18 protein-coding genes are annotated in these 19,066 nt (G+C 56.2%); 13 read left to right on the top strand and 5 right to left on the bottom strand.

The features are described 5' to 3' along the window. Positions 1-24: 24 nt before the first annotated feature. Both RBB80_RS22425 and RBB80_RS22430 read right to left on the bottom strand, forming a co-directional pair. Positions 25-198: a hypothetical protein gene (locus RBB80_RS22425; RefSeq protein WP_433964573.1), complete on the bottom strand. Its 174-nt coding sequence runs from the start codon at positions 196-198 to the stop codon at positions 25-27. 559 nt (positions 199-757) lie between these two features. Further along, positions 758-1,564 carry a LysR substrate-binding domain-containing protein gene (locus tag RBB80_RS22430; protein ID WP_433964574.1) on the bottom strand — a complete coding sequence of 269 codons (807 nt, stop codon included), beginning with the start codon at positions 1,562-1,564 and terminating at the stop codon, positions 758-760. A 156-nt stretch (positions 1,565-1,720) separates the two neighbouring features. Here RBB80_RS22430 and RBB80_RS22435 point away from each other — a divergent pair, with 156 nt between their 5' ends. The 8 genes from RBB80_RS22435 (at position 1,721) to RBB80_RS22470 (ending at position 10,788) form a co-directional block, all read left to right on the top strand. Then, complete coding sequence (locus RBB80_RS22435) at positions 1,721-1,957, top strand: hypothetical protein (RefSeq protein WP_433964575.1); 237 nt, start codon at positions 1,721-1,723, stop codon at positions 1,955-1,957. Next, entirely contained in the window at positions 1,909-2,139 is a 231-nt protein-coding gene (locus RBB80_RS22440; RefSeq protein WP_433969818.1) for a nuclear transport factor 2 family protein, read from the top strand. The genes RBB80_RS22435 and RBB80_RS22440 overlap by 49 nt, the downstream gene beginning before the upstream one ends. A 146-nt stretch (positions 2,140-2,285) precedes the next feature. Then, positions 2,286-2,861 carry a cysteine hydrolase family protein gene (locus tag RBB80_RS22445; protein WP_433964576.1) on the top strand — a complete coding sequence of 192 codons (576 nt, stop codon included), beginning with the start codon at positions 2,286-2,288 and terminating at the stop codon, positions 2,859-2,861. Continuing rightward, positions 2,858-3,892 carry an FUSC family protein gene (locus RBB80_RS22450; protein ID WP_433964577.1) on the top strand — a complete coding sequence of 345 codons (1,035 nt, stop codon included), beginning with the start codon at positions 2,858-2,860 and terminating at the stop codon, positions 3,890-3,892. The genes RBB80_RS22445 and RBB80_RS22450 overlap by 4 nt, the downstream gene beginning before the upstream one ends. A 1,032-nt stretch (positions 3,893-4,924) precedes the next feature. Beyond that, entirely contained in the window at positions 4,925-5,776 is an 852-nt protein-coding gene (locus RBB80_RS22455; RefSeq protein ID WP_433964578.1) for an efflux RND transporter periplasmic adaptor subunit, read from the top strand. Next, positions 5,773-6,138: an efflux RND transporter periplasmic adaptor subunit gene (locus tag RBB80_RS22460; protein ID WP_433964579.1), complete on the top strand. Its 366-nt coding sequence runs from the start codon at positions 5,773-5,775 to the stop codon at positions 6,136-6,138. Before RBB80_RS22455 ends, RBB80_RS22460 begins: the two co-directional genes overlap by 4 nt. Before the next feature lie 5 nt (positions 6,139-6,143). Further along, positions 6,144-9,347, top strand: a complete 3,204-nt coding sequence (locus RBB80_RS22465) for an efflux RND transporter permease subunit (RefSeq protein ID WP_433964580.1) — start codon at positions 6,144-6,146, stop codon at positions 9,345-9,347. Positions 9,348-9,387: 40 nt separating this feature from the next. Beyond that, positions 9,388-10,788, top strand: a complete 1,401-nt coding sequence (locus tag RBB80_RS22470; RefSeq protein WP_433964581.1) for an efflux transporter outer membrane subunit — start codon at positions 9,388-9,390, stop codon at positions 10,786-10,788. A gap of 913 nt (positions 10,789-11,701) precedes the next feature. Here the strand turns inward: RBB80_RS22470 and RBB80_RS22475 are convergent. Next, positions 11,702-12,604 (bottom strand): LysR family transcriptional regulator, encoded by a 903-nt coding sequence (locus tag RBB80_RS22475; RefSeq protein WP_433964582.1) that lies wholly within the window; start codon positions 12,602-12,604, stop codon positions 11,702-11,704. 71 nt (positions 12,605-12,675) lie between these two features. On the opposite strand from RBB80_RS22475, the gene RBB80_RS22480 reads away from it, so the two are divergent. Together RBB80_RS22480 and RBB80_RS22485 are read left to right on the top strand one after the other, a co-directional pair. Then, complete coding sequence (locus tag RBB80_RS22480; RefSeq protein WP_433964583.1) at positions 12,676-13,581, top strand: DMT family transporter; 906 nt, start codon at positions 12,676-12,678, stop codon at positions 13,579-13,581. An 80-nt stretch (positions 13,582-13,661) separates the two neighbouring features. After that, a complete protein-coding gene (locus tag RBB80_RS22485) occupies positions 13,662-14,897 on the top strand; it encodes a DUF1624 domain-containing protein (RefSeq protein WP_433964584.1) in 1,236 nt (411 codons plus the stop codon). A gap of 619 nt (positions 14,898-15,516) precedes the next feature. Here RBB80_RS22485 and RBB80_RS22490 read toward each other — a convergent pair. Continuing rightward, entirely contained in the window at positions 15,517-15,861 is a 345-nt protein-coding gene (locus RBB80_RS22490; RefSeq protein WP_433964585.1) for a hypothetical protein, read from the bottom strand. 73 nt (positions 15,862-15,934) lie between these two features. Next, positions 15,935-16,108 (bottom strand): hypothetical protein, encoded by a 174-nt coding sequence (locus tag RBB80_RS22495; protein ID WP_433964586.1) that lies wholly within the window; start codon positions 16,106-16,108, stop codon positions 15,935-15,937. A 429-nt stretch (positions 16,109-16,537) separates the two neighbouring features. Here RBB80_RS22495 and RBB80_RS22500 point away from each other — a divergent pair, with 429 nt between their 5' ends. The 3 genes from RBB80_RS22500 (at position 16,538) to RBB80_RS22510 (ending at position 18,969) form a co-directional block, all read left to right on the top strand. Continuing rightward, a complete protein-coding gene (locus RBB80_RS22500; RefSeq protein WP_433964587.1) occupies positions 16,538-17,317 on the top strand; it encodes a UvrD-helicase domain-containing protein in 780 nt (259 codons plus the stop codon). Further along, the gene (locus RBB80_RS22505; RefSeq protein ID WP_433964588.1) at positions 17,308-17,928 is read left to right on the top strand and encodes a 3'-5' exonuclease; all 621 of its coding nucleotides are present in this window, start codon (positions 17,308-17,310) and stop codon (positions 17,926-17,928) included. Before RBB80_RS22500 ends, RBB80_RS22505 begins: the two co-directional genes overlap by 10 nt. 228 nt (positions 17,929-18,156) lie before the next feature. Next, positions 18,157-18,969, top strand: coding sequence for a hypothetical protein (locus RBB80_RS22510; RefSeq protein ID WP_433964589.1), 813 nt, complete (start codon positions 18,157-18,159; stop codon positions 18,967-18,969). Positions 18,970-19,066: the final 97 nt, after the last annotated feature.

Raw genomic sequence — 19,066 nt, forward strand, 5'->3', positions numbered from 1 at the left:
CTTCACTTGAAGAAAGCGCTAGCCTTAAGACTTTTTACCGCGAGGGGCACTGGGAGGTTCGGTGGTGGTCTGTTGAAAGACCTGCTGCATCACGAATTCCGGGGTGATCTGCTCGCCGGAAAGCAGCATTGCGGTCAGCTCGCCGCCCATCACCTGTGGCGCGATCACGACGTGCGCGAAGACGTTGGATGAAAGCAAGTCTCATCGGCAGGTAGCGAGGTCCGGTGCGGAAGGCCTCCAACACATAAAGGCTAATACCGAGTTGCTCATCAACGACGTCGAAGCTGACGAAAAGAACAAGAACTCAGACGCTTCATCCAACTTGTCCGACAAACCAGCGAAGCCAACGCTGACCCACCACCGTTCCGTGGCTGGCGGTAGCTGATGATCTAAAAGTAACGGAAGCGGTACTAAGCCGCTTCCATTGAAATCACCTGACCGAATGGCGCCCGGCGTGACTCCGTGGAGGCCCACAACACTGGGTAAGGAGGAGCTACTTTCGGCGTGTTTTCCTCTTTATGTATTGCGATCTACTTCTGAAGGCAGTTGGCCTGTCTACTCTGCAACCATTACTTCATTCTCATGCCAGAACAAAATCAGGCATATGCTGCATATTGTCTCAAGCAGTTTGGCGAACAAGAACCATGAACACACTATCCGATTTTGAGTGAGCTTCGGATGAATTTCTTCTTGCTGCGCATGAAATCAAGAAAGGATTTGTGCGTTTCTCCTTCGCGATTCGGAGACCACGCCATGACTAAATCGATGCCGCCCCCGGATCGATGAGCGGGCAGAAGGAGAGATCGCTGAACCGGCTATGTTGGAGACCGGAAGGCAGCAGCGTTATGCCTTCGCCTGCCTCCACCAAGGTAAGCACGCTGGAAACGAGATTCGACGTTTGAACAATGTTCGGCGAAAAACCCGCCTGTGCACAGAGTGAAGTGATCTTATCGAAGAAGGTGGGCGCGATGTTTCTGTCGCATACCACGAAGCGTTCGTTGGCCAGATCATGAAGCCGGAGCGGTCCGCCCGCCAACCGGTGATCTGCGGGAAGTACGGCCACCACCGGGTCCGTATACAACAGTTCGGAGCGGAGCTGGGAATCGTAAGGAGGCTCAAGCGGCCGCGTGAAGCCGATGTCAATCGAACCGTTGAGCAAAGCCTCCGGCTGCGCTCGCGAGAGCATTTCCATCAGCGAGAGCTGCACACCCGGGTGGAGTTGACGAAAGCCGCGGATGATTCCCGGAAAGAATGCGCCGGTTCCCCAAATCAGAAAGCCAATCGTGAGCGATCCGATCTCGCCTCGTGCCGTCCGTTGCGCGATGTCGACCGCGCGATCCGCAGCTGCGACCACCTTGCGCGATTCCTCCAGAAACCTCTCACCCGCGCTCGTCAGAGATACTTGCGACTGCGTGCGATTGAGCAGCTTCACGCCGATCTCTTGCTCCAGATCACGAATCTGCGCACTGATAGAGGATTGTGAAGTATGGAGCGCGCGGGCGGCGCGATTAAATCCATTCCAGTCTGCTACGGCACAGAAGTAGCGGAGATGCCGCAGTTCCATATCCTGACTCCTATCGAGAAAAGCGAACGCTGCGTTCGAAACAAAGCGTGCTTCGAATGGACAAAATCCTACTCTATCTATTTGTAAGCTCCGCTTGAGGCTGCCGCAACGGATTCGGGTCGCAAGCGAAAATCCCAAAACCAAGGAGAAACTCAGATGGCAATTACACAGATGGCAATTACACACGAAAGCGTTCGCGAACTCTTCAAAGGACTGGAGAACGGCGATGGCTCTGCTTTCTTCCAACATGTCGCCGACAACGTCGACTGGACGGTCATGGGAACGCACCCCTGGCCGGTCACTACCTCAGCAAGAAGGCTTTCATCGAAGGCACCTTCGCAAAGCTGCGACAGGTTCTTCCCAATGGCGCTCAGCTGCATACCGAGAATGTGATCGTCGAAGGCGATCAGGCTGTGGTCGAGCTTCATTCGCTGGCGACAGCCAGGAATGGCATGCGATTCGATAACCGCTACTGCTGGGTGGTCTATTTTCAGGATGGATTGATCGTTCGCGTGCGCGCCTATCTCGATTCGACCATGGTTGCCCGGCTGTTCGAGGAGAATCCGATTGCATAAGCGGCGAGAATTTTCGCTCTACGGCGTTCCGGTACCACTGTGTACGACGTTGTGTTGACCGGATCGTCACCTGTTTTTCAAGCGCAGCTTGCGATCAAACAATCTGACCCAAAAGTCCGTGGTCAAACAATCTGAAAGGAACAGAGATGGCAACAGCATTTATTGGTCTAGATTTCATCAATGACATCGTTCATCCGGAGGGCAAGATCTCGCACACTGCTGACCTTGCCGCCAAGCGTGGCGTCATCGAGAAGGTGAATCACGCTCTGGCAACTGCGCGTGAAAAGGGATGGTTAACAATTCTGGTGAAAGTTGGCTTTGCCAAAGGCTATACAGATCAGCCAAAGCAATCGCCGTTCTTTGGACGTCTCCACGAGATTGGAGCGCTCGAGGCGGAATCTTCAGGTATGGACTTTCACCCGGAGCTCAAGGCAGAGCTTGCGGATCTGGTGATTGTCAAACCGCGCATCAGCGCCTTTTACGGCACACAACTGGATGCAGCTCTACGGGCGCGCAAGGTTAACCGGCTGATTATCGCGGGAGTGAGCACGGCATGGGCGGTGCAGAGCACGGTGCGCGACGCGCACGACCGCGATTACGAGGTATATGTGTTGGAAGACGCCTGCGCCGCTGCGACGGAACCGGTGCATCAATCCTCCATGGAGTTGCTGGGCTCGATCGCCAGGGTGATCCGGGTGGAGGATCTGGTGGGGATTTCGTGATCTCTGCCTGGGGTGACGCGATCGATCTCGATCACGTCGCAGCGACACGTGCCGTGATTGTACTCATGCCACTCGTTCTGCTGGCCATGATCTCGGGGGATGGCATCTGGTTGCGCGCGGCTCTGGTCACCATCTCGACCTTTATCGCCATGGAGCGCTCCGGGCTGGCGCCGCTCGGAACGCTGCTGCATGGAGCAGCGATCATCGTCTCCTATCTGGCGCTGCTGGCAACGCAGACCGCCGAGCCCTTGTTCGTCGCGGGCTGCGCTATGCTTGCGGCGGCCTCCATCCTCTTTAGCGGATGGGATGCGAGGTTGCGATCGCTTGGCAATTTCACCTTTATTCCGGCTCTCTACCTTGCGTGCGAGACTGAAGAGTGGCGAGGGCCGGGCAATCAACTGCATCGCGGCATTCACTTTCTTCCCGTCATGGTGTTGGCCATCCTTCCGGTTCTGGTGATGTCAGCATTGGAGCACCGGAACACTCGTCCGTTGCATGTCAGCCGGCTTCGACATTTCAGAGCGGTGTTGTGCTGGGCTGAGCGGAATGAGTCCATACCGTATATCGAGGCGCTGGTGGCGACGGCGCTGGCGGTTGGCCTGGTCGCGCACACGGTGATGGTGTGGCGGCTGGATCAAGGGCAATGGATGATCTGGTCAACCGCGAGTGTGATTACCGGCGACCTCACCAGCGGACGCCAAAAGCTGCGGGACCGGACGGTCGGTGCGCTCGTGGGTGTTCCGGCCGGAATTGGGACAGGGATTTTCCTTCCGCACAGCACCTTTGCATACGACCTCGCCTTGTTGGTCGCCGTGCTGACATTGGTCGCGGTGCGCCCGTATGTGTTCGCCTTCGGTCTGCGTTGTACGTGCGTCGCGCTTGCCCTGATGTTTGCAGGCCACTCCTCCGGGATGGCCGCAGAGCGGGCTTCGCACGTCATCCTCGGGGGACTGGTCGGATTTACTGTCATGTACGCAGTGCGGGTTGTGGCAGTGCAAATAAGGCGAGCGGCACGGGGTTTTGAGGTGTAAGCGCGTGCGTCGCGGCAACCCTTGAAGAAAGCAAATCAGGTCATTACCTAGAGGCGATCGCTGCGCTGGAGAATATTAGGAACCTTGGCGAAAATCGCGGCTACTTTTTCGAATGGCGCGAAATCGTCGAGTCATTCAAGAAGGCCCCGACCATCGACCGTCGTGGCTCAGTGTGCGTTTGTCGAGCCTCAAGCGTTGCCGACGATCTGGGGAAGCTTCCGTAAGTATGCCATTCGCAATGGCTTACGATCCATGTAGGTTCCCAGCACTATTTTTGAGAAAACCGTCCCCTTGAGCTTTACGGATTGCCGGCTAACTCTCGCAGAGTCAACCTCGGCGATTTCGGCAATTATGATCGCCTACAGTTCAGGCGATTCCCGGTCCCAGGACGTGGTCGGAGTCAGGAGCTGGAGAGTAAAGTGCGATTTGCCGACCAACCGTTCGAAATCCTGAAACGCCCGCTCCATGAGTGCTTCGGCCTGTTAGCACGAATCGAGAATTGTAGTTACTGACAACCGGACTTGTTTCGAGACTGGCAGAGAACCTCAACTCAAACATCTGTGACGGCTCCGGCCTGAGACAGCAAATGGATGTCTGGTTCTGCGTTCCACCGCAGGAACCAAAAACAAAGCGCTATGAAAGGAACTGCAAAAACATACACCATCCCGCGCCCTCCGAGCGCGGCACGAAGATTCTCGCTTTTCCCTTGACTTTACTTATCATGGATGTCCGAGAAGTCGGTTTTACGGCCACTTGCATTACTTCTGGATTGCCGGTTTTACAGCAACCTGCCGAAGACACAGATCGATCTCGACAGTAGGCGATTTTGCCTAGTACGGCTAACTCTACTTCTGTACCTGCCCAAAACAGTTGAGAGCCTCAACTCTGCGCCCAATTCCTGCTGCACTTTCTCGCATCCATTCCTCACGTCGGGGCATCTGACTCGCATTACGCGGCCCTGTAGATCGCTTACCCGGACGCTCCTCATCGGTATATAGTTTGTGGCCATGGGGAGCAAAAACGGAGATTCCGATGAACACAATTGCGAAACGCTACCTTTGGATAGGCGGAGCATTTTGCTTGGCCGTTATCGCTCTAATCGTTGGCGCCCTTCGTCCGAAACATGTGTTAGGCACCGGAACGGGAGCGACTCCGGATGTGATGGTGGCGCCGGTCGAACAGAAGGATGTGACCCTTTATAGCGAATGGATCGGTACGTTGGACGGATTCGAGAACGCCGCCGTCAAGGCGCAAGTCACAGGTTACTTGCTTCGGCAAGGCTACCAAGAAGGCGCGTTTGTCCAGAAAGGTCAACTCCTCTTCGAGATCGATCCGCGGCCCTTTCAGGCAGCTCTCGACCAAGCCCAAGGACAGCTAGCACAGGCCACCGCGCAGCTTGCTAATGCCGAAGCTGTTCAAGTCCGCACCCGGCTCGATGTGGAGCGGTACACTCCGCTGGCGAAGGAGCAGGCAGCGAGCCAGCAGGATCTCGACAATGCCACTCAGAACAACTTGGCGGCGATAGCCACCGTGGAGACTGCCAAGGCTCAAATCAAAACGGCAGGGGCTGCCGTCGAAACGGCGAAAGTTAACCTCGGTTTTACTCGGCTTATCGCCCCGATAAGTGGAATTGCCGGACAAGCCCAGCTACAAGTCGGCGCCCTGGTAGACGCGAGCAGCCCTCCGGTAACCACCGTCTCGACGGTTGAACCCATCAAGGTCTTTTTTACCGTCAGCGAGCCGGAGTACCTTGCGTTCAACAGGCAATACCCGAGCCTAGCCAGCCGGGAGGCGCAGAGGAGGCTGATGCCGCTCACGCTGATCCTGGCTGACGGTACGACCTATCCAAAGCCGGGGAAATCTACTTCGCAGACCGCGAAGTGAATCAGAGCACCGGCGCGATCCGGATCGCGGGGCTGTTTCCTAACCCGGGGAATATCCTGCGCCCCGGCGGATACGGCAAAGTGCGTGCGCAGACGCGAATCCAAAAAGACGCCATCCTAATCCCGCAACGTGCGGTTACAGAACTTCAAGGCAGCTATCAAGTAGCCCTCCTCGACAGCGAGAACAAAGTGAGCATTCAGCCGGTGGAAGTCGGCGAACGCTTCGGCTCCCTGTGGATCATTCAAAAAGGACTGAAACCCGGCGACCGTGTCGTGGCCGAGGGCATACAACATGTGCGTGCCGATATGAAAGTGAATCCCAAGCCGTTCGTCGATCAGGCCTCCGAGGCGAAGGGTAGGTAACACATATGTCAAAATTCTTCATTAACCGTCCGATCGTGGCGATTGTGATCGCGATTCTTATGGTGATAGTCGGCGCGGTCACCATTGCGAGCCTGCCCGTAGCGCAGTTCCCTAACATCGCCCCGCCGGAGATCCGATTGCAGGCCACGTACACGGGTGCGGACGCGCTGGCCCTCGAGCAAGCCGTGGACACGCCGATCGAGGAGCAGATCAACGGCGTGGACAACATGACCTATATGTATTCGCTAAACGCCACGGCCAATACGCAGACGACTATATTTGTTGATTTTGATCTCAAAACGGACCCAAACTCAGACCTGCTTCTCACCCAATCACGCGAGCAACTGGCCACCGGTCAGCTTCCGCCCGAAGTTAACGCCTATGGGATCGCCCTCAAAAAGTCGACGACCGCGCCGCTTATGCTGATCGCCGTATCCTCGCCGCACGGCACTTACGATGCGACGTTCCTGGCCAACTATGCCTACATCAACCTCAATGATCCCGTCGCACGCTTGTACGGTGTCGGCCAGACGCAGATTTTCGGCGCGGGGCAATATGCCATGAGGCTGTGGGTAAAGCCGGACCAATTGGCGAAGCTGGGCATCACCGTCACGGACATCGTCAACGCCATCCAGGCGCAGAACACGGTGAATCCGGCTGGTCAGGTGGGCGGCGAGCCGGCTCCTGCAAACCAGCAATTCACGTACGCCGTTCTCGCTCAAGGGCGGTTGACGTCGCCGGAACAATTTGGAAACGTCGTCGTCCGTGAAACTCCGGATGGCGGAATCGTCCGAGTGAAAGACATCGCCCGGATCGAACTGGGCGCGCAGGCTTACAACCTTGAAGGCCGCTTGAATGGTAAGCCCGCCGCGGTACTCGCGGTTTACCAGTTGCCCGGTTCCAATGCGGTAGAAACGGCCGCAGGCGTCCAAAAGCTGATGGCCCAGATGAAGCAGCACTTCCCGCAGGACATGGATTACTCCATATCGCTTGACCAGACAAAAGCAGTTACAGAAGGCATGAAGGAGATCGTCGAAACTCTTCTAATCGCGATCGCGCTGGTCATCCTTGTCGTCTTCCTGTTCCTGCAAGACTGGCGCGCTACGCTGATCCCCATGGTGGCCGTGCCCGTCTCGCTGGTGGGCACCTTTTTACTCTACCCGGCCTTCGGCTTCTCCCTCAATACTCTTTCGATGTTCGGGTTGGTGCTGGCCGTCGGCCTGGTGGTGGACGATGCCATTGTCGTCGTCGAAGGCGTACAACGCCACATTGAGGAGGGTCTTGCTCCCAAGGATGCAGCGCGAAAAGCGATGGACGAGCTCTCGGGCCCGGTCGTCGGTATCGCCCTGGTGCTGTCTGCGGTATTCGTACCTACAGCCTTTATCCCCGGCATCACGGGGCGGCTCTACCAGCAGTTCGCCGTGACCATCGCGATCTCCGTAATCCTCTCGGCGTTTAACGCGCTCACGCTGAGCCCCGCGCTGGCCTCACTTATGCTTCGGCCAAAGCAGGAGAGCCATGGGCCGCTGCGAAAGTTCTTTGACGGGTTCAATCGCATCTTCGAACGCGTCACGCACGGCTACGTCCGTCTATCCGGCGTGCTTATTCGAAAAAGCGCCGTGGTGCTGGTGTTGCTTGCGGCCTTCGGGCTTGCCGGACTTTTCTTGGGCAGCCGGCTGCCATCCAGCTTCCTGCCCGATGAGGACCAGGGCTATTTCTACATCAACATGCAGCTTCCGGATGCGGCTTCGCTGGAGCGCACCAGCGAAGCGGGAAGACAGGTTGAGCAGATCCTCGCCAATACCCCAGGCGTCCAATACACGACCAGCGTTATTGGCTTCAGCTTGCTGAGCTTTGTCCAGACAAGTTACAACGCCTTCTTTTTCGTCACTCTGAAGCCATGGAGTGATCGCGAAACCAGAGCGGAACAGTATCAGGAAATCAAGGCGCGCGTGAACCAGCAGTTGAGCAAGCTTCCGCAAGGGACCGTTTTCAGCTTCTCCCCGCCAGCCATCCCCGGAGTCGGCACTTCCGGCGGATTTCAGTTCGTGCTGGAAGACCGTGCCGGACGGGACGTCCAGTTTCTGACAGAAAACCTGCAGAAGTTCATGGCGGCGGCTCGTAAACGCCCCGAAATTGGCGCGCTCAGCACGACGTTCATACCAAGCGCGCCGCAACAATTCGTGCAGGTGGATCGGGACAAGGTTCTGAAGCAGGGCGTGGCCCTCACCGATGTTTACCAGACCATTCAGGCTTTCATGGGCGGGCTGTTCATCAACTACTACAACAATTTCGGCCGTACCTGGCAGGTGTATGTGGAATCGGAAGCTCCTTACCGGTCCGATCTGACCAACGTAGGCCAGTTCTACGTGCGCAACAATACAGGGGAAATGGTGCCGCTCACCGCGCTGACGAAGTTTGAGTCGCGTTCCGGCCCGGAATTCACAATGCGCTACAACGAGTATCGCTCAGCGCAAATCAACGGCGGCGCTGCGCCGGGCTATAGCTCAGATCAGGCGACAGCGGCCCTGGAGGATGTCTTCAAGCAGACGATGCCTGGCGAAATGGGCTTTGATTATATGGGCATGTCTTATCAAGAGCAGAAGGCACGGCAAGGAGTTCCGGCGTCGGTGATATTCGGCTTCTCGCTGTTGTTCGTGTTTCTAATCCTGGCGGCCCTCTATGAAAGCTGGTCATTACCTTTCAGCGTGTTGTTGAGTACGCCGGTCGCGGTATTCGGTGCCTTTGCGGTGTTGTGGCTGCGCCGCGTTGTGCTCAGCGCCTTCTATCCGACTTACACGGTTCAGATCGAGACCGATGTGTACTCGCAAATTGGGTTAGTGATGCTCATCGGTCTGGCCGCCAAGAACGCGATTCTGATCGTCGAGTTCGCCAAGGAACAGTACGAACAGGGTAAGCCTCTGGCGGATGCGGCCCTGGAAGGCGCCCGGCTTCGTCTGCGGCCGATCTTAATGACCTCGTTCGCGTTTATTCTCGGCTGCGTGCCGCTATGGATTGCGACCGGTGCCGGTTCGGTGGCTCGCCAAATTATGGGGACTGCTGTGATCGGCGGCATGCTCGCTGCGAGCGCGATTGGAATTTTTCTTATCCCAGCGATCTTTTATCTCGTCGAGAAATGGTCAGGTGCTGGCAAGGAGCATGCCCCTGCTCCAGTGCCGGCCTCGCCAGAGCCGTCGCCGGGAGACTGAGATGCGCTACCAACTCATGAACGAACGCCGGAGCGATTTTATGAAAAGGTCGCGGGTATTAGTTACAGTGATGCTGGCATCGAGTCTGATCAGCGGGTGCATGGTCGGCCCGAACTACCATAGGCCCGTTGTCCAAACCCCCACTGTGTACCGCGACCTGAGCGAAAACGCGCAGGCCCAAGCACAGGCAGCCTCCTACGCCGATCTTCGCTGGTGGCAAGTCTTCCAGGATCCGCAACTGCAAGAGCTCGTTCGTACGGCGCTGAAGCAAAACTACGACTTGCAACTTGCGACGGAGCGTATCATTGCCGCGCGCGCGCAGCTTGCCGTCACGCGTTCCAGTCTATTCCCGCAGGTCCAGGGCAACGGGAATTTCATTGGTGGAAAAGAAGGTACCTTCCAAACCAACTACAATTTTCTGACTCTCTCGGCCGACGCAGCGTTCCAGTTGGACTTCTTCGGAAAGCTGCGCCGCGCGACCGAGGCGTCACGCGCCGAACTCCTTGCAACAGAGGATGCGCGGCAGACGGTGATATTAACGCTGGTAAGCGACGTGGCGAGTGACTACTTCACGCTTCTGCAGCTTGATCTCGAACTCCAAATCACGCGAGATACGGTTACGACACAGCAAGATTCCGTCAAGCTGACTTCGTTCAGACTTGACCACGGCGTCGCCACAAAGCTAGATGTGCTTCAGTCCCAACAAGTGCTCGACACCGCAAATGCGACGATCCCGGATATAGAGAGACAGATTGGCCAGGAGGAAGATGCCATCAGCATACTCCTCGGCAATTATCCGCAAGGCGTGCCGCGTGGACGGCCACTCGAAGGACAGGCGCTTCCTCCCGAGGTGCCCCCAGGGGTGCCTTCCTCGCTGCTCGAGCGACGACCCGATATTCGGGAAGCCGAGCAAACGCTCGTTGCTGCGAATGCCGAAATTGGCGTCGCCAAGGCTGAGTTCTTTCCACAAATCTCGCTGACAGGTTCCGGCGGCGGCGCCTTCGGACGGAGCAGCGCATTCTCAGGCCTGATGAGCTCGCAACTCGGAATTTGGTCCTACGGCGCCCAGGTGAGCCAGCCCATTTTCACAGGGGGTGCACTGCGGGGAAACCTGCATCTGGCCGAATCGCAGCACCAACAGGCTTTGATTGCTTACAAGGAGGCCATCCAGCACGCCTTCGGAGATGTGTCCGATGCCCTGATCGGATATCAGAAATCTCATCAGGTGCGAGTTCGCCAGGAGCAGACCGTAGGAGACTTGGCGGAGTCGGTCCGCCTCTCCATCATGCGTTACCGAGGCGGCACCACCACCTATCTCGAAGTCTTGGACGGGCAACGGTCACTCTTTGACGCTGAACTCACTCTTGCCCAGGCGCGCGGCACCGAATACCAGAACCTCGTGCAACTTTATAGGGCACTCGGCGGAGGCTGGCAGCAATAGTCCGTGAACATTGCGCCCGCTGTAAAAGCCGGTTCATAGCGGCAATGCCGACTACACATCCTAGTGGCAACTTCTGAAAGGCCGACCATCCGACCGCGCAACAAACCTCAGTTGATGCCAAATCGCCGAGTCACCCATCGAACCATCGAAAGTGTCCACTTGGCCGAGTAGTTGGCTTATCGGACAAGTGGAGTCCCGAAGTTCCCTGAAAACGGGTTATGAGAAACTTCGACCTTGAACTTGCCGCAAACGGGCTCTTCCCTATGCCAAATCTTCGCCCGAATGACAGCCCAGCCTGGCCAATCGCGAACCTTAAGCGAGTTTTCTGTACCGTCGCTCCCGGAATGCCTCCATTGCACTGCGTATGGAACCCAGCGCCGAAGCTGACTGGATTGCGATGCTGCACAGGAAGCTGGCCGCTCTGCACCTCTGATCTCGATTCGCCCCCACACATACCCCGCCCACGCAGCAACCTCTCCCGAGGCGGCCGGAACGTCTGATTTGTTCAACGTGAGACGACTCCAAACGTTCAACATCGTCCGGGTTGTAGACAGCAAGCGGCAGGTTCAATAGGGACAAGTCGTCTGGTCCGCAGTGAGGCTGCACGAAGCTGGTTGTTAAGTTGTTAACAAGGGGGTAGCTCCCTAGAAACGGTGTTTTCGGCAACTCTCAGTTGGCACTCCGTAGAACCCAGTCGGCGGATCGAGGCGGCCCGGGGGAAACACCCACTTCAAAGCCACTTGTCTGTATAGTCGGCTACTCGTCCATTTGCCGTAGACGAGTGCGGCTGTCCGAATAGCCGGTTATACCGCCAACTGCGTCAGTGTTGGGTCGTTGGGTAACTGAATTACCTACCTAAAGCTACGAACCTTCCTGGGAAGTAAACTCGGTAGCTTCAGCTTAGATCAAGACTTTACTTCGATGTTTCGCGCAACAGCTTTATCGCCATTGTGCAGAACGCATCCATGGCAGGAGATAACCACTTGTCTCTGTGCCGAATGAGCTGGGTATAAACGTGCATTCGCGTCTGTGGCCAGGGTAAGGCAATCAGCGTGCCCTGCTTTAACTCATTTGCCACCACAAATTCGGGCAGAACGGCCACACCCATGCGCGCAACAGCACACTGCTTCAGCGCCTCTACGCTAGCAAACTCCAGCAGCTTGTTTACGCGACCACCGTTCTGCACCAGCGTACGTTCAAACAGCGCGCGATAGCTACAGGTTCCCTCGGTCAACAGAAGCTGCTGTTCTGAAATCTCTGCCGCAGAAATTTTCTTCAGTTCGCTCATTCCGTGTTCGGCAGAGGCGACTGCCACCATGCGTTCTTTGCGGATCTTCTGCACCAAAAGCTGCGGCACCTCCACGGGCTCGTCGATCGTGATCGCAAGATCAACGCCCGGTTCGAGCGGCGCTGTCGAAGCGCTAGCCCCAGTGTGTAGCATCAGCTGCACATCGGGGTACGTCGATTGAAACATCTGCAGCAACTCCGGCAGTCTGTATGTAAGCAAACTCTCCGATGCGCTTACTACGAGCGGCCCCGCAACGTCACCAATCTTCTGTATCGAAAGTCGCGCCTCTTCCGCTAGGCATATCATTTTTTCGGCATAAACCAGAAACTGTCGCCCAGCCTCAGTCAACTCCACCTGCCGTCCCAACCGGTTAAAGAGCGGCAGTCCGAGGTCTGTTTCCAGGGCATGCACCTGTGCCGTCACACTTGACTGCGCATAGTGAAGCTGTACCGCGGCCTTCGTAAAACTGCGCGCCCGCGCGACCTCGGCAAATGTCCGTACTTGTCGTAAATCCAGAAGTTGTCCCATCGAATATTCCGATGCATCCTATTATAACAATTCATTAGACGCGATGGATGTCTGCTGCCATCGTGGAAGATATGAAGACGCGCTACGCATTGCAGCTTCTCCTGTTGTCCGCCGTATGGGGGATCTCCTTCCTCATGATCCGCGTCGCGGCATCGGCATTTCCACCCATCTGGGTCGGGATGCTCCGCGCCTCATTCGGTGCACTGCTCCTCTGGGCAATCCTGCTTATTGGTGGATATAAGCTCCCACCGCGCAAGCTGTTTCTTTGGTTATTTCTTGTGGCGCTTACCAACAATGCCATCCCGTTCAGCTTCTTCGCCTGGGGAGAACAGACCGTGCCCAGCAGCACTGCCGCCGTTCTCAACGCCACCACGCCTATCTGGACACTACTTCTCTCGCTGGCAGTGCATCGCACACGCGCCTCGCTCTACACCATCCTCGGCGTCATCGTCGGCTTTGCTGGCGTAGCGATCGTTGTCTATAGTCGTGCGTCAACCACAGGGGAAACCACACAGCGCGGCAACCCGGTTCTCGGCATCATTGTGATCGTACTGGCGGCACTCGGCTACGCAGTCGCCACTGTTATTGCCAAAGCTAAGCTGCAAGGCCTCGACCCTATAGGCCTCGCGGTAACGCAACTCACACTCGCGGCCCTCATGCTTGTGCCGATAGCCGCTCTTGGCCCTCATCCAACAGCCTTCCACCTCGCACCGATTCTGGCGATCCTCGTTCTCGGATTCGCAGGCAGCGGCATCGCATACTTCCTCTACTACAGCCTGCTCGCTCACATCCCCGCCACACATGTTGTTGCGGTCACCTATCTGCTGCCGGTCTGGGGAATCTTCTGGGGGCTCGTAGCGCATGAACCGATAGCGCCACTGGCATACGTTGGCGTAGCCATCGTTATTGCAGGGCTCGTCCTTATGAACCGGTCCGTCACTCCCGCGCCCAAACTCATAGAAGCGTGCGCGGATTAGCGTCGCCAATCATGCATGCGCTTAGAGCAGGCCCATTTTGTCTAGTCGCAACAATACGTCTTTGAAAGGAGCCGACTGAGATGACAACAGCGATACAACGCGATCCCAAGCCAGCAGAGGCGACAGAACCACGGCCGCGATACTCCGGCCGCAGCTATCGCGTCGAATCCGTCGATGTCCTTCGCGGTCTTCTCATGATCCTCATGGCACTAGATCATGCGCGCGACTATTTCTCAAGTGCGGCGATCGATCCAACTGATCCAGCCCATTCCTGGCCTGCACTCTTCATCACTCGGTGGGTGACGCACATCTGCGCCCCGGGCTTCATTCTGCTGGCTGGTGCCAGCGTCTACCTACAGCGTCAGCGCAAAAGCGCAGCCATGCTCACTCGTTCTCTGATTCTTCGCGGACTGTGGCTCATCTTTCTCGAAATCACCGTGGTAAGCTTCGGCTGGTCGTTCGGCTTCGGAAAGCCTATCCTCCAGGTTATCTGGGTCATCGGCGTCTGCATGATCGCCCTGGCCGGGCTGCAATGGCTGCCCATGCCGGCTGTCGGTCTCTTTGGCGCCATCGTGATCTTGGGCCACAACCTCCTCGATCCTATCCATGCCAGCGCACTGGGGAATTGGTCGGACGCCTGGTACATCCTCCACGAACGCGGATGGCTCACCTTCCATGCGCATCCCATCGCGTTGTATGGCTATCCGGTGATCCCATGGATCGGGGTTATGGCTCTCGGCTACTGCTTCGGCGCAGTTGTCACACTAGCTCCAGAGCGACGTCAGCGCATTTCGGCCCTGCTCGGTGCAGTCAGCCTTGGCGCGTTTGCCCTGCTGCGTCTCACCCACAGTTACGGTGACCCCGGCCCAGACTTCGAGCATCTAGACACGCCCGCTCACACCATGATGTCCCTTTTCTCTGTCCAGAAGTATCCGCCCTCGCTCCACTATCTACTCGCCACACTTGGAATCGTGTTCCTGCTGTTTTCAATTTTCGATCGTGCCGCCGAGGATGCCCGGACGCCTCGCCTTCGAGCCTTTTTTGATGTGTATGGTCGTGTACCGTTCTTCTTCTACATCCTGCACATCTTCCTGATCCACACTCTGGCGCTTGTCGTCGCAGCCGCTACCAAAGCCCCTTGGCGCTTTTGGATCACCCCTGATGTCGTGTTCACGAGTCATCTCACCGGGTGGGGTTACTCGCTGCCGATAGTCTATGTCGTATGCATCGCCGTGGTTCTGGTCCTATATCCAGCATGCGCATGGTTTAGCCACTTGAAAGACCGCCGCCGAGATTGGTGGCTAAGCTACCTTTAGGCTGCTCGCATTCTTCGTCATCGAGGGGTCGCCACTCGCGATGAAAAGACTCGGCTACCGCTTCATCTACAAGCATGAAGTCGACGTCCGGCGCGAGGCGGCGGACGTCGTCACTTTGTTAGCAAGCGGAGAATTGGAAAAATTGCCACCTGGACGTGTAGTCGCCTACTCGTACAAGTGGTTCCCGTGGGCAGTTTCTCTGAACAGAGGCGCGCTCTTAGCTATGGGGAAATTGGCTTTGAAGTCTAATGCAGTTTGCTCATGACCGAGCGGGTGTTGTTCGCGCCACAATTCGAGCAGAAGCGGTGGCATCTGTGAAAGAACGATCTTTGTGCGACCCACTTTGGCATGACACCCAGGGCAAAGCGAAATCATAAGATGGAGTAAGGATTTTCCTGGTACGCGATGATGAACAACGATGGAGCGTTTGCGTCGCCCCGAAGCTCCGCAAACACGGCAGCAATAGCCATCTCGCTCTAGGACCTGCTCTCGCAGCCCACCAAAATATTCGTCGTCCTGCCGTTTCAAGGTGTAGCAGGTTGCACAAAGACCGAGCGCAAGGATTTTCTCGCGTCCGCATCGGCAATGCAGCGCCCGCTGTACTCCGGTCTTCGAAGGGTTAGTCTTCAATGCCTGCCAGCCCAACGTTGATGTCCGCGGCGATCCAGCCTTCTTTCCAGGGTTGCGTACGGCCCTCATCGAACGGAACTCCATTCGCCCGTGCATCGCCGCCGGCATCGAACAGCAGGCCTCCTGTCTCTGCGTAATCATCTTCCCCGCCATCGGCCAGGACACGGTTGTGCCGATCCAATTCGAGAGCCTCCGTATCGGCGTCTTCCCAGCCACAACGCCAACAGTGATGTGCGACCTCTGAATCCGGTATCGCAGCTAGACGTGCCCGATAGCCGGCTGCGTATTCGATGGTGTCCCACTTTTCTAAAGCCGCGAGTCCTGGATGAATCATGCACACTCTCCACTTGCTCTAGTTAGATAAAGATAAACCCTTACCGCGGCTTCTATACTCCCACCAAATCCAGTTATTCAACATCGCGCCCGTTCATCAACCACTCGCTTTCAGGTTTGCCCAATGCGTTGGCAGCGGCCCATTGAGCAAGATCCATCAATTTGTCGAAGCTGCGCGTTTTGCCAACGGGATTAGTCACCACAAATGAGCGGTCTCGCTCGCTTTCCGGCAAATTATGTTTTGTCACGAGCATCACCGCCCAGATGCATAGACATCGCGAGTTGCACAGGTATATGTCTCCTTCCCCATCCGTAACCGTGTAGGAGCTCGAAGGAACAGCGACCATATCGTAGGAGCAGATCTGTCTCTTCATAGTGTCGCACTGCACTCAAATCCCGGAATGACGCCTGTTTGTTTTCAATCTTTTTCCGCGATTTAAGTGCATTATCATTGCACTAAAATCCCGGATTACAGCACATAAAACCCGGACAAAGTTCCTGATGAAGTTTGTCCGGGATTTAAGTGCATATATTCCGTTATACCCTTTATATGCACCGGTCTCGTTCCGGGATTTAAGTACAAACAGGCGGGCGATTTCCGGGATTTAAGTGCCGGAAAATAGCCTCGTATAGGCTATTCCGGCATTTGAGTGCAGCGTGACAGCTGGACCGTCTTCTTGCATCCTGCACAAAGAGCGCTTGTCAAACGAGAGTTCAGCGGGCCGGCTCGCGTCACGGGCTCTGCAGGAACCGGAAAGACTATTGTGGCGCTGCATCGGGCGGTCTACCTGGCGCAAAGCAATCCATCTGCGCGTGTCCTGCTGACGACGTTCTCCGAGGTGCTCGCACATGCCTTGGAGAACCGGCTGCGCGTGCTGATTGCGAATCGTCCGCGGCTTGCAGAACAGATCGAGGTTCTCCCCTTTGAAGCAGTCGCACGTCGTCTTTACGCGAGCAATCTAGCCGCTCGGTACGGCGAGGTGAAGGTGGGGACAAGCGACTCAATCCTCTCGTACATCCGAGCCGCACTCGCCACAGAGACTGCAATGCCCTTCCCTAAACGGTTCATCGTCTCCGAATGGACTCAAGTGGTTGATGCAGCGCAATTACGCACTTGGGAGGCTTACCGAGATTACAACCGGCTTGGGCGACGGTCGAGACTGCGCGAGCCGCAACGACAAATGTTGTGGGTCGTCTTCGCCAAGGTGCTTCAGACGCTCGCCGTCAAGCGGGAGATGACGACAGCGGCGATGTTCACGCGCGTGGCAGGGCATTATGTAGAAGGCGCGGCTCCCCGTTCGACTTCGCCGTGGTGGACGAGGCGCAAGACATCGGCATGGCCGAACTGCGCTGTCTTGGCGCGCTTGGGGGCGGACGACCGAACGCGCTCTTCTTTGCTGGCGACACTGGGCAACGCATCTTCCAGCAGCCCTTCTCGTGGAAGTCTATGGGGGTAGATGTCCGTGGCCGTTCGAGCAACCTGAAGGTGAACTATCGAACTTCCCACCAGATTCGGCAGGCTGCCGATCTGCTCCTGGCGACAGAGGTAACCGACCGAGATGGTTCCATAGAGGATCGCAAGGGAACCGTATCCGTTTTCAATGGACCGGCTCCTGAAATCGTCCGACTGAACGATGAGTTCGACGAAGAACGCTTCGTGGGCGAATGGCTGAATGCCCGACGAGCGGAAGGAATGCGGCCCGAGGAGATGGCGATCTTTGTGCGGTCTCCAGCGCAGCTTGATCGCGGGGAAAAGGCTGCGGAGGCCGCAAATGTAGGCTTCATACGCCTTTCGGAGGAAATGAGTCTCACTCCAGATCTACTGCCGGTGTGCACGATGCACTTGGCCAAGGGTCTGGAATTTCGCGCTGTCGCCGTGATGGCCTGCGACGAGGATGTCTTGCCTGACGCGGAGCGGATCCGGCTTGCGGGCGACACGTCAGAGATAGAGGACGTATATAATTCCGAGCGACAGATCCTATACGTCGCTTGCACAAGAGCAAGAGATCGGCTCCTGATTTCGAGTGCGACTACATCCTCGGAGTTCTTGCGAGACATGCGAACCTAGTGTTCCGCACCGCGGCACATCCTTTGGGAGCGAAGCCCGGAAGCATCGTGGCGCAATGGGTCCTGGAGTATGTATGAGTGTGGGAAGTGTTTCTCCGGGGTTCGGGTCCGTCGCTTTCGCCATCCCCAGAAGAAGCCACAACCCTACCCGAAGAAGGCACGCTTCTGCAGTGACACTTAATTGCTCAATGCTGTGTCCTTATGATGTAACCTCGCTTCGAGGAGCCCTATGATCGATGCAATAGCTGAGCTTATTCTTCAGAACGAAAAGAACGACTTTAGATTTGAACAATTCTGTCAAGGCGTATTAAGTTTGGAAGAAGGTGTCACTTATGTCCCAACATCTCAAAGTTGGGACATGGGGCGGGACGGGCGCACGCTGGGGAGATCCCGAGGTTCGCACGCAAATATCCTCTGCGTTACGTTGAATCAAATGCTAGATGCGAAAGTTGAAGCTGACCTTCTTCGTCTCACAGCGATTGCAACCCCAGATAGAGTTGTTTATTGCTCTTCCCAAAAATTATCTGAACACGCAATAGATATCATTAGTTCAGCTATCCGACGGCATGTTCCAAACGGTAGCATCGTGGTTCTCGGCGCTACGCTATTAGCGGCGCTCAGTGCAAAACATTACCCGGTATTAGAGAAATTTTATAATCCAGAGATTCTCGACCTAAAAAACACAGTTTTCACTGAACAACCTACCGGCGCAGCAAGCAAGGGTCTTAGGTTGGCATTGATAGGTTTCGGGTCAAACGAAGGAGCGGATCTTCGTCACGAAGTTTTGTATGCGACTCTTCTTGACCGACTTGACTCAAATGTATCTGCGGGCTCAGAAAGTATAGCTGCGTCTTTTTCTTTAGATCTAGGTCTCCCAAAATCGCTTCCACAATCCTTCATTGACGGCATCACCTCCGATGCTCAATTGCGGGGCGACATTCTGTTTGTCGATAAAGGTTGGAGGTTAACGAGTCAAGGCTCTACAAAAAGAACGCCCTTCCATTGGAAGCAGCCGCCCACCTACTTGAAGGAAGAACGCTAATACGAGAACAGCTCGAAGTGTTAATAGGTACAAAGCTGGCTGACAAGCAATATGGATCAATTTGGGCAGCCTTGACTGATTGTCTAAGTGGGCTCTT

The organism is Tunturiibacter gelidiferens, from assembly GCF_051013345.1.
Classification (GTDB): domain Bacteria; phylum Acidobacteriota; class Terriglobia; order Terriglobales; family Acidobacteriaceae; genus Edaphobacter; species Edaphobacter gelidiferens_A.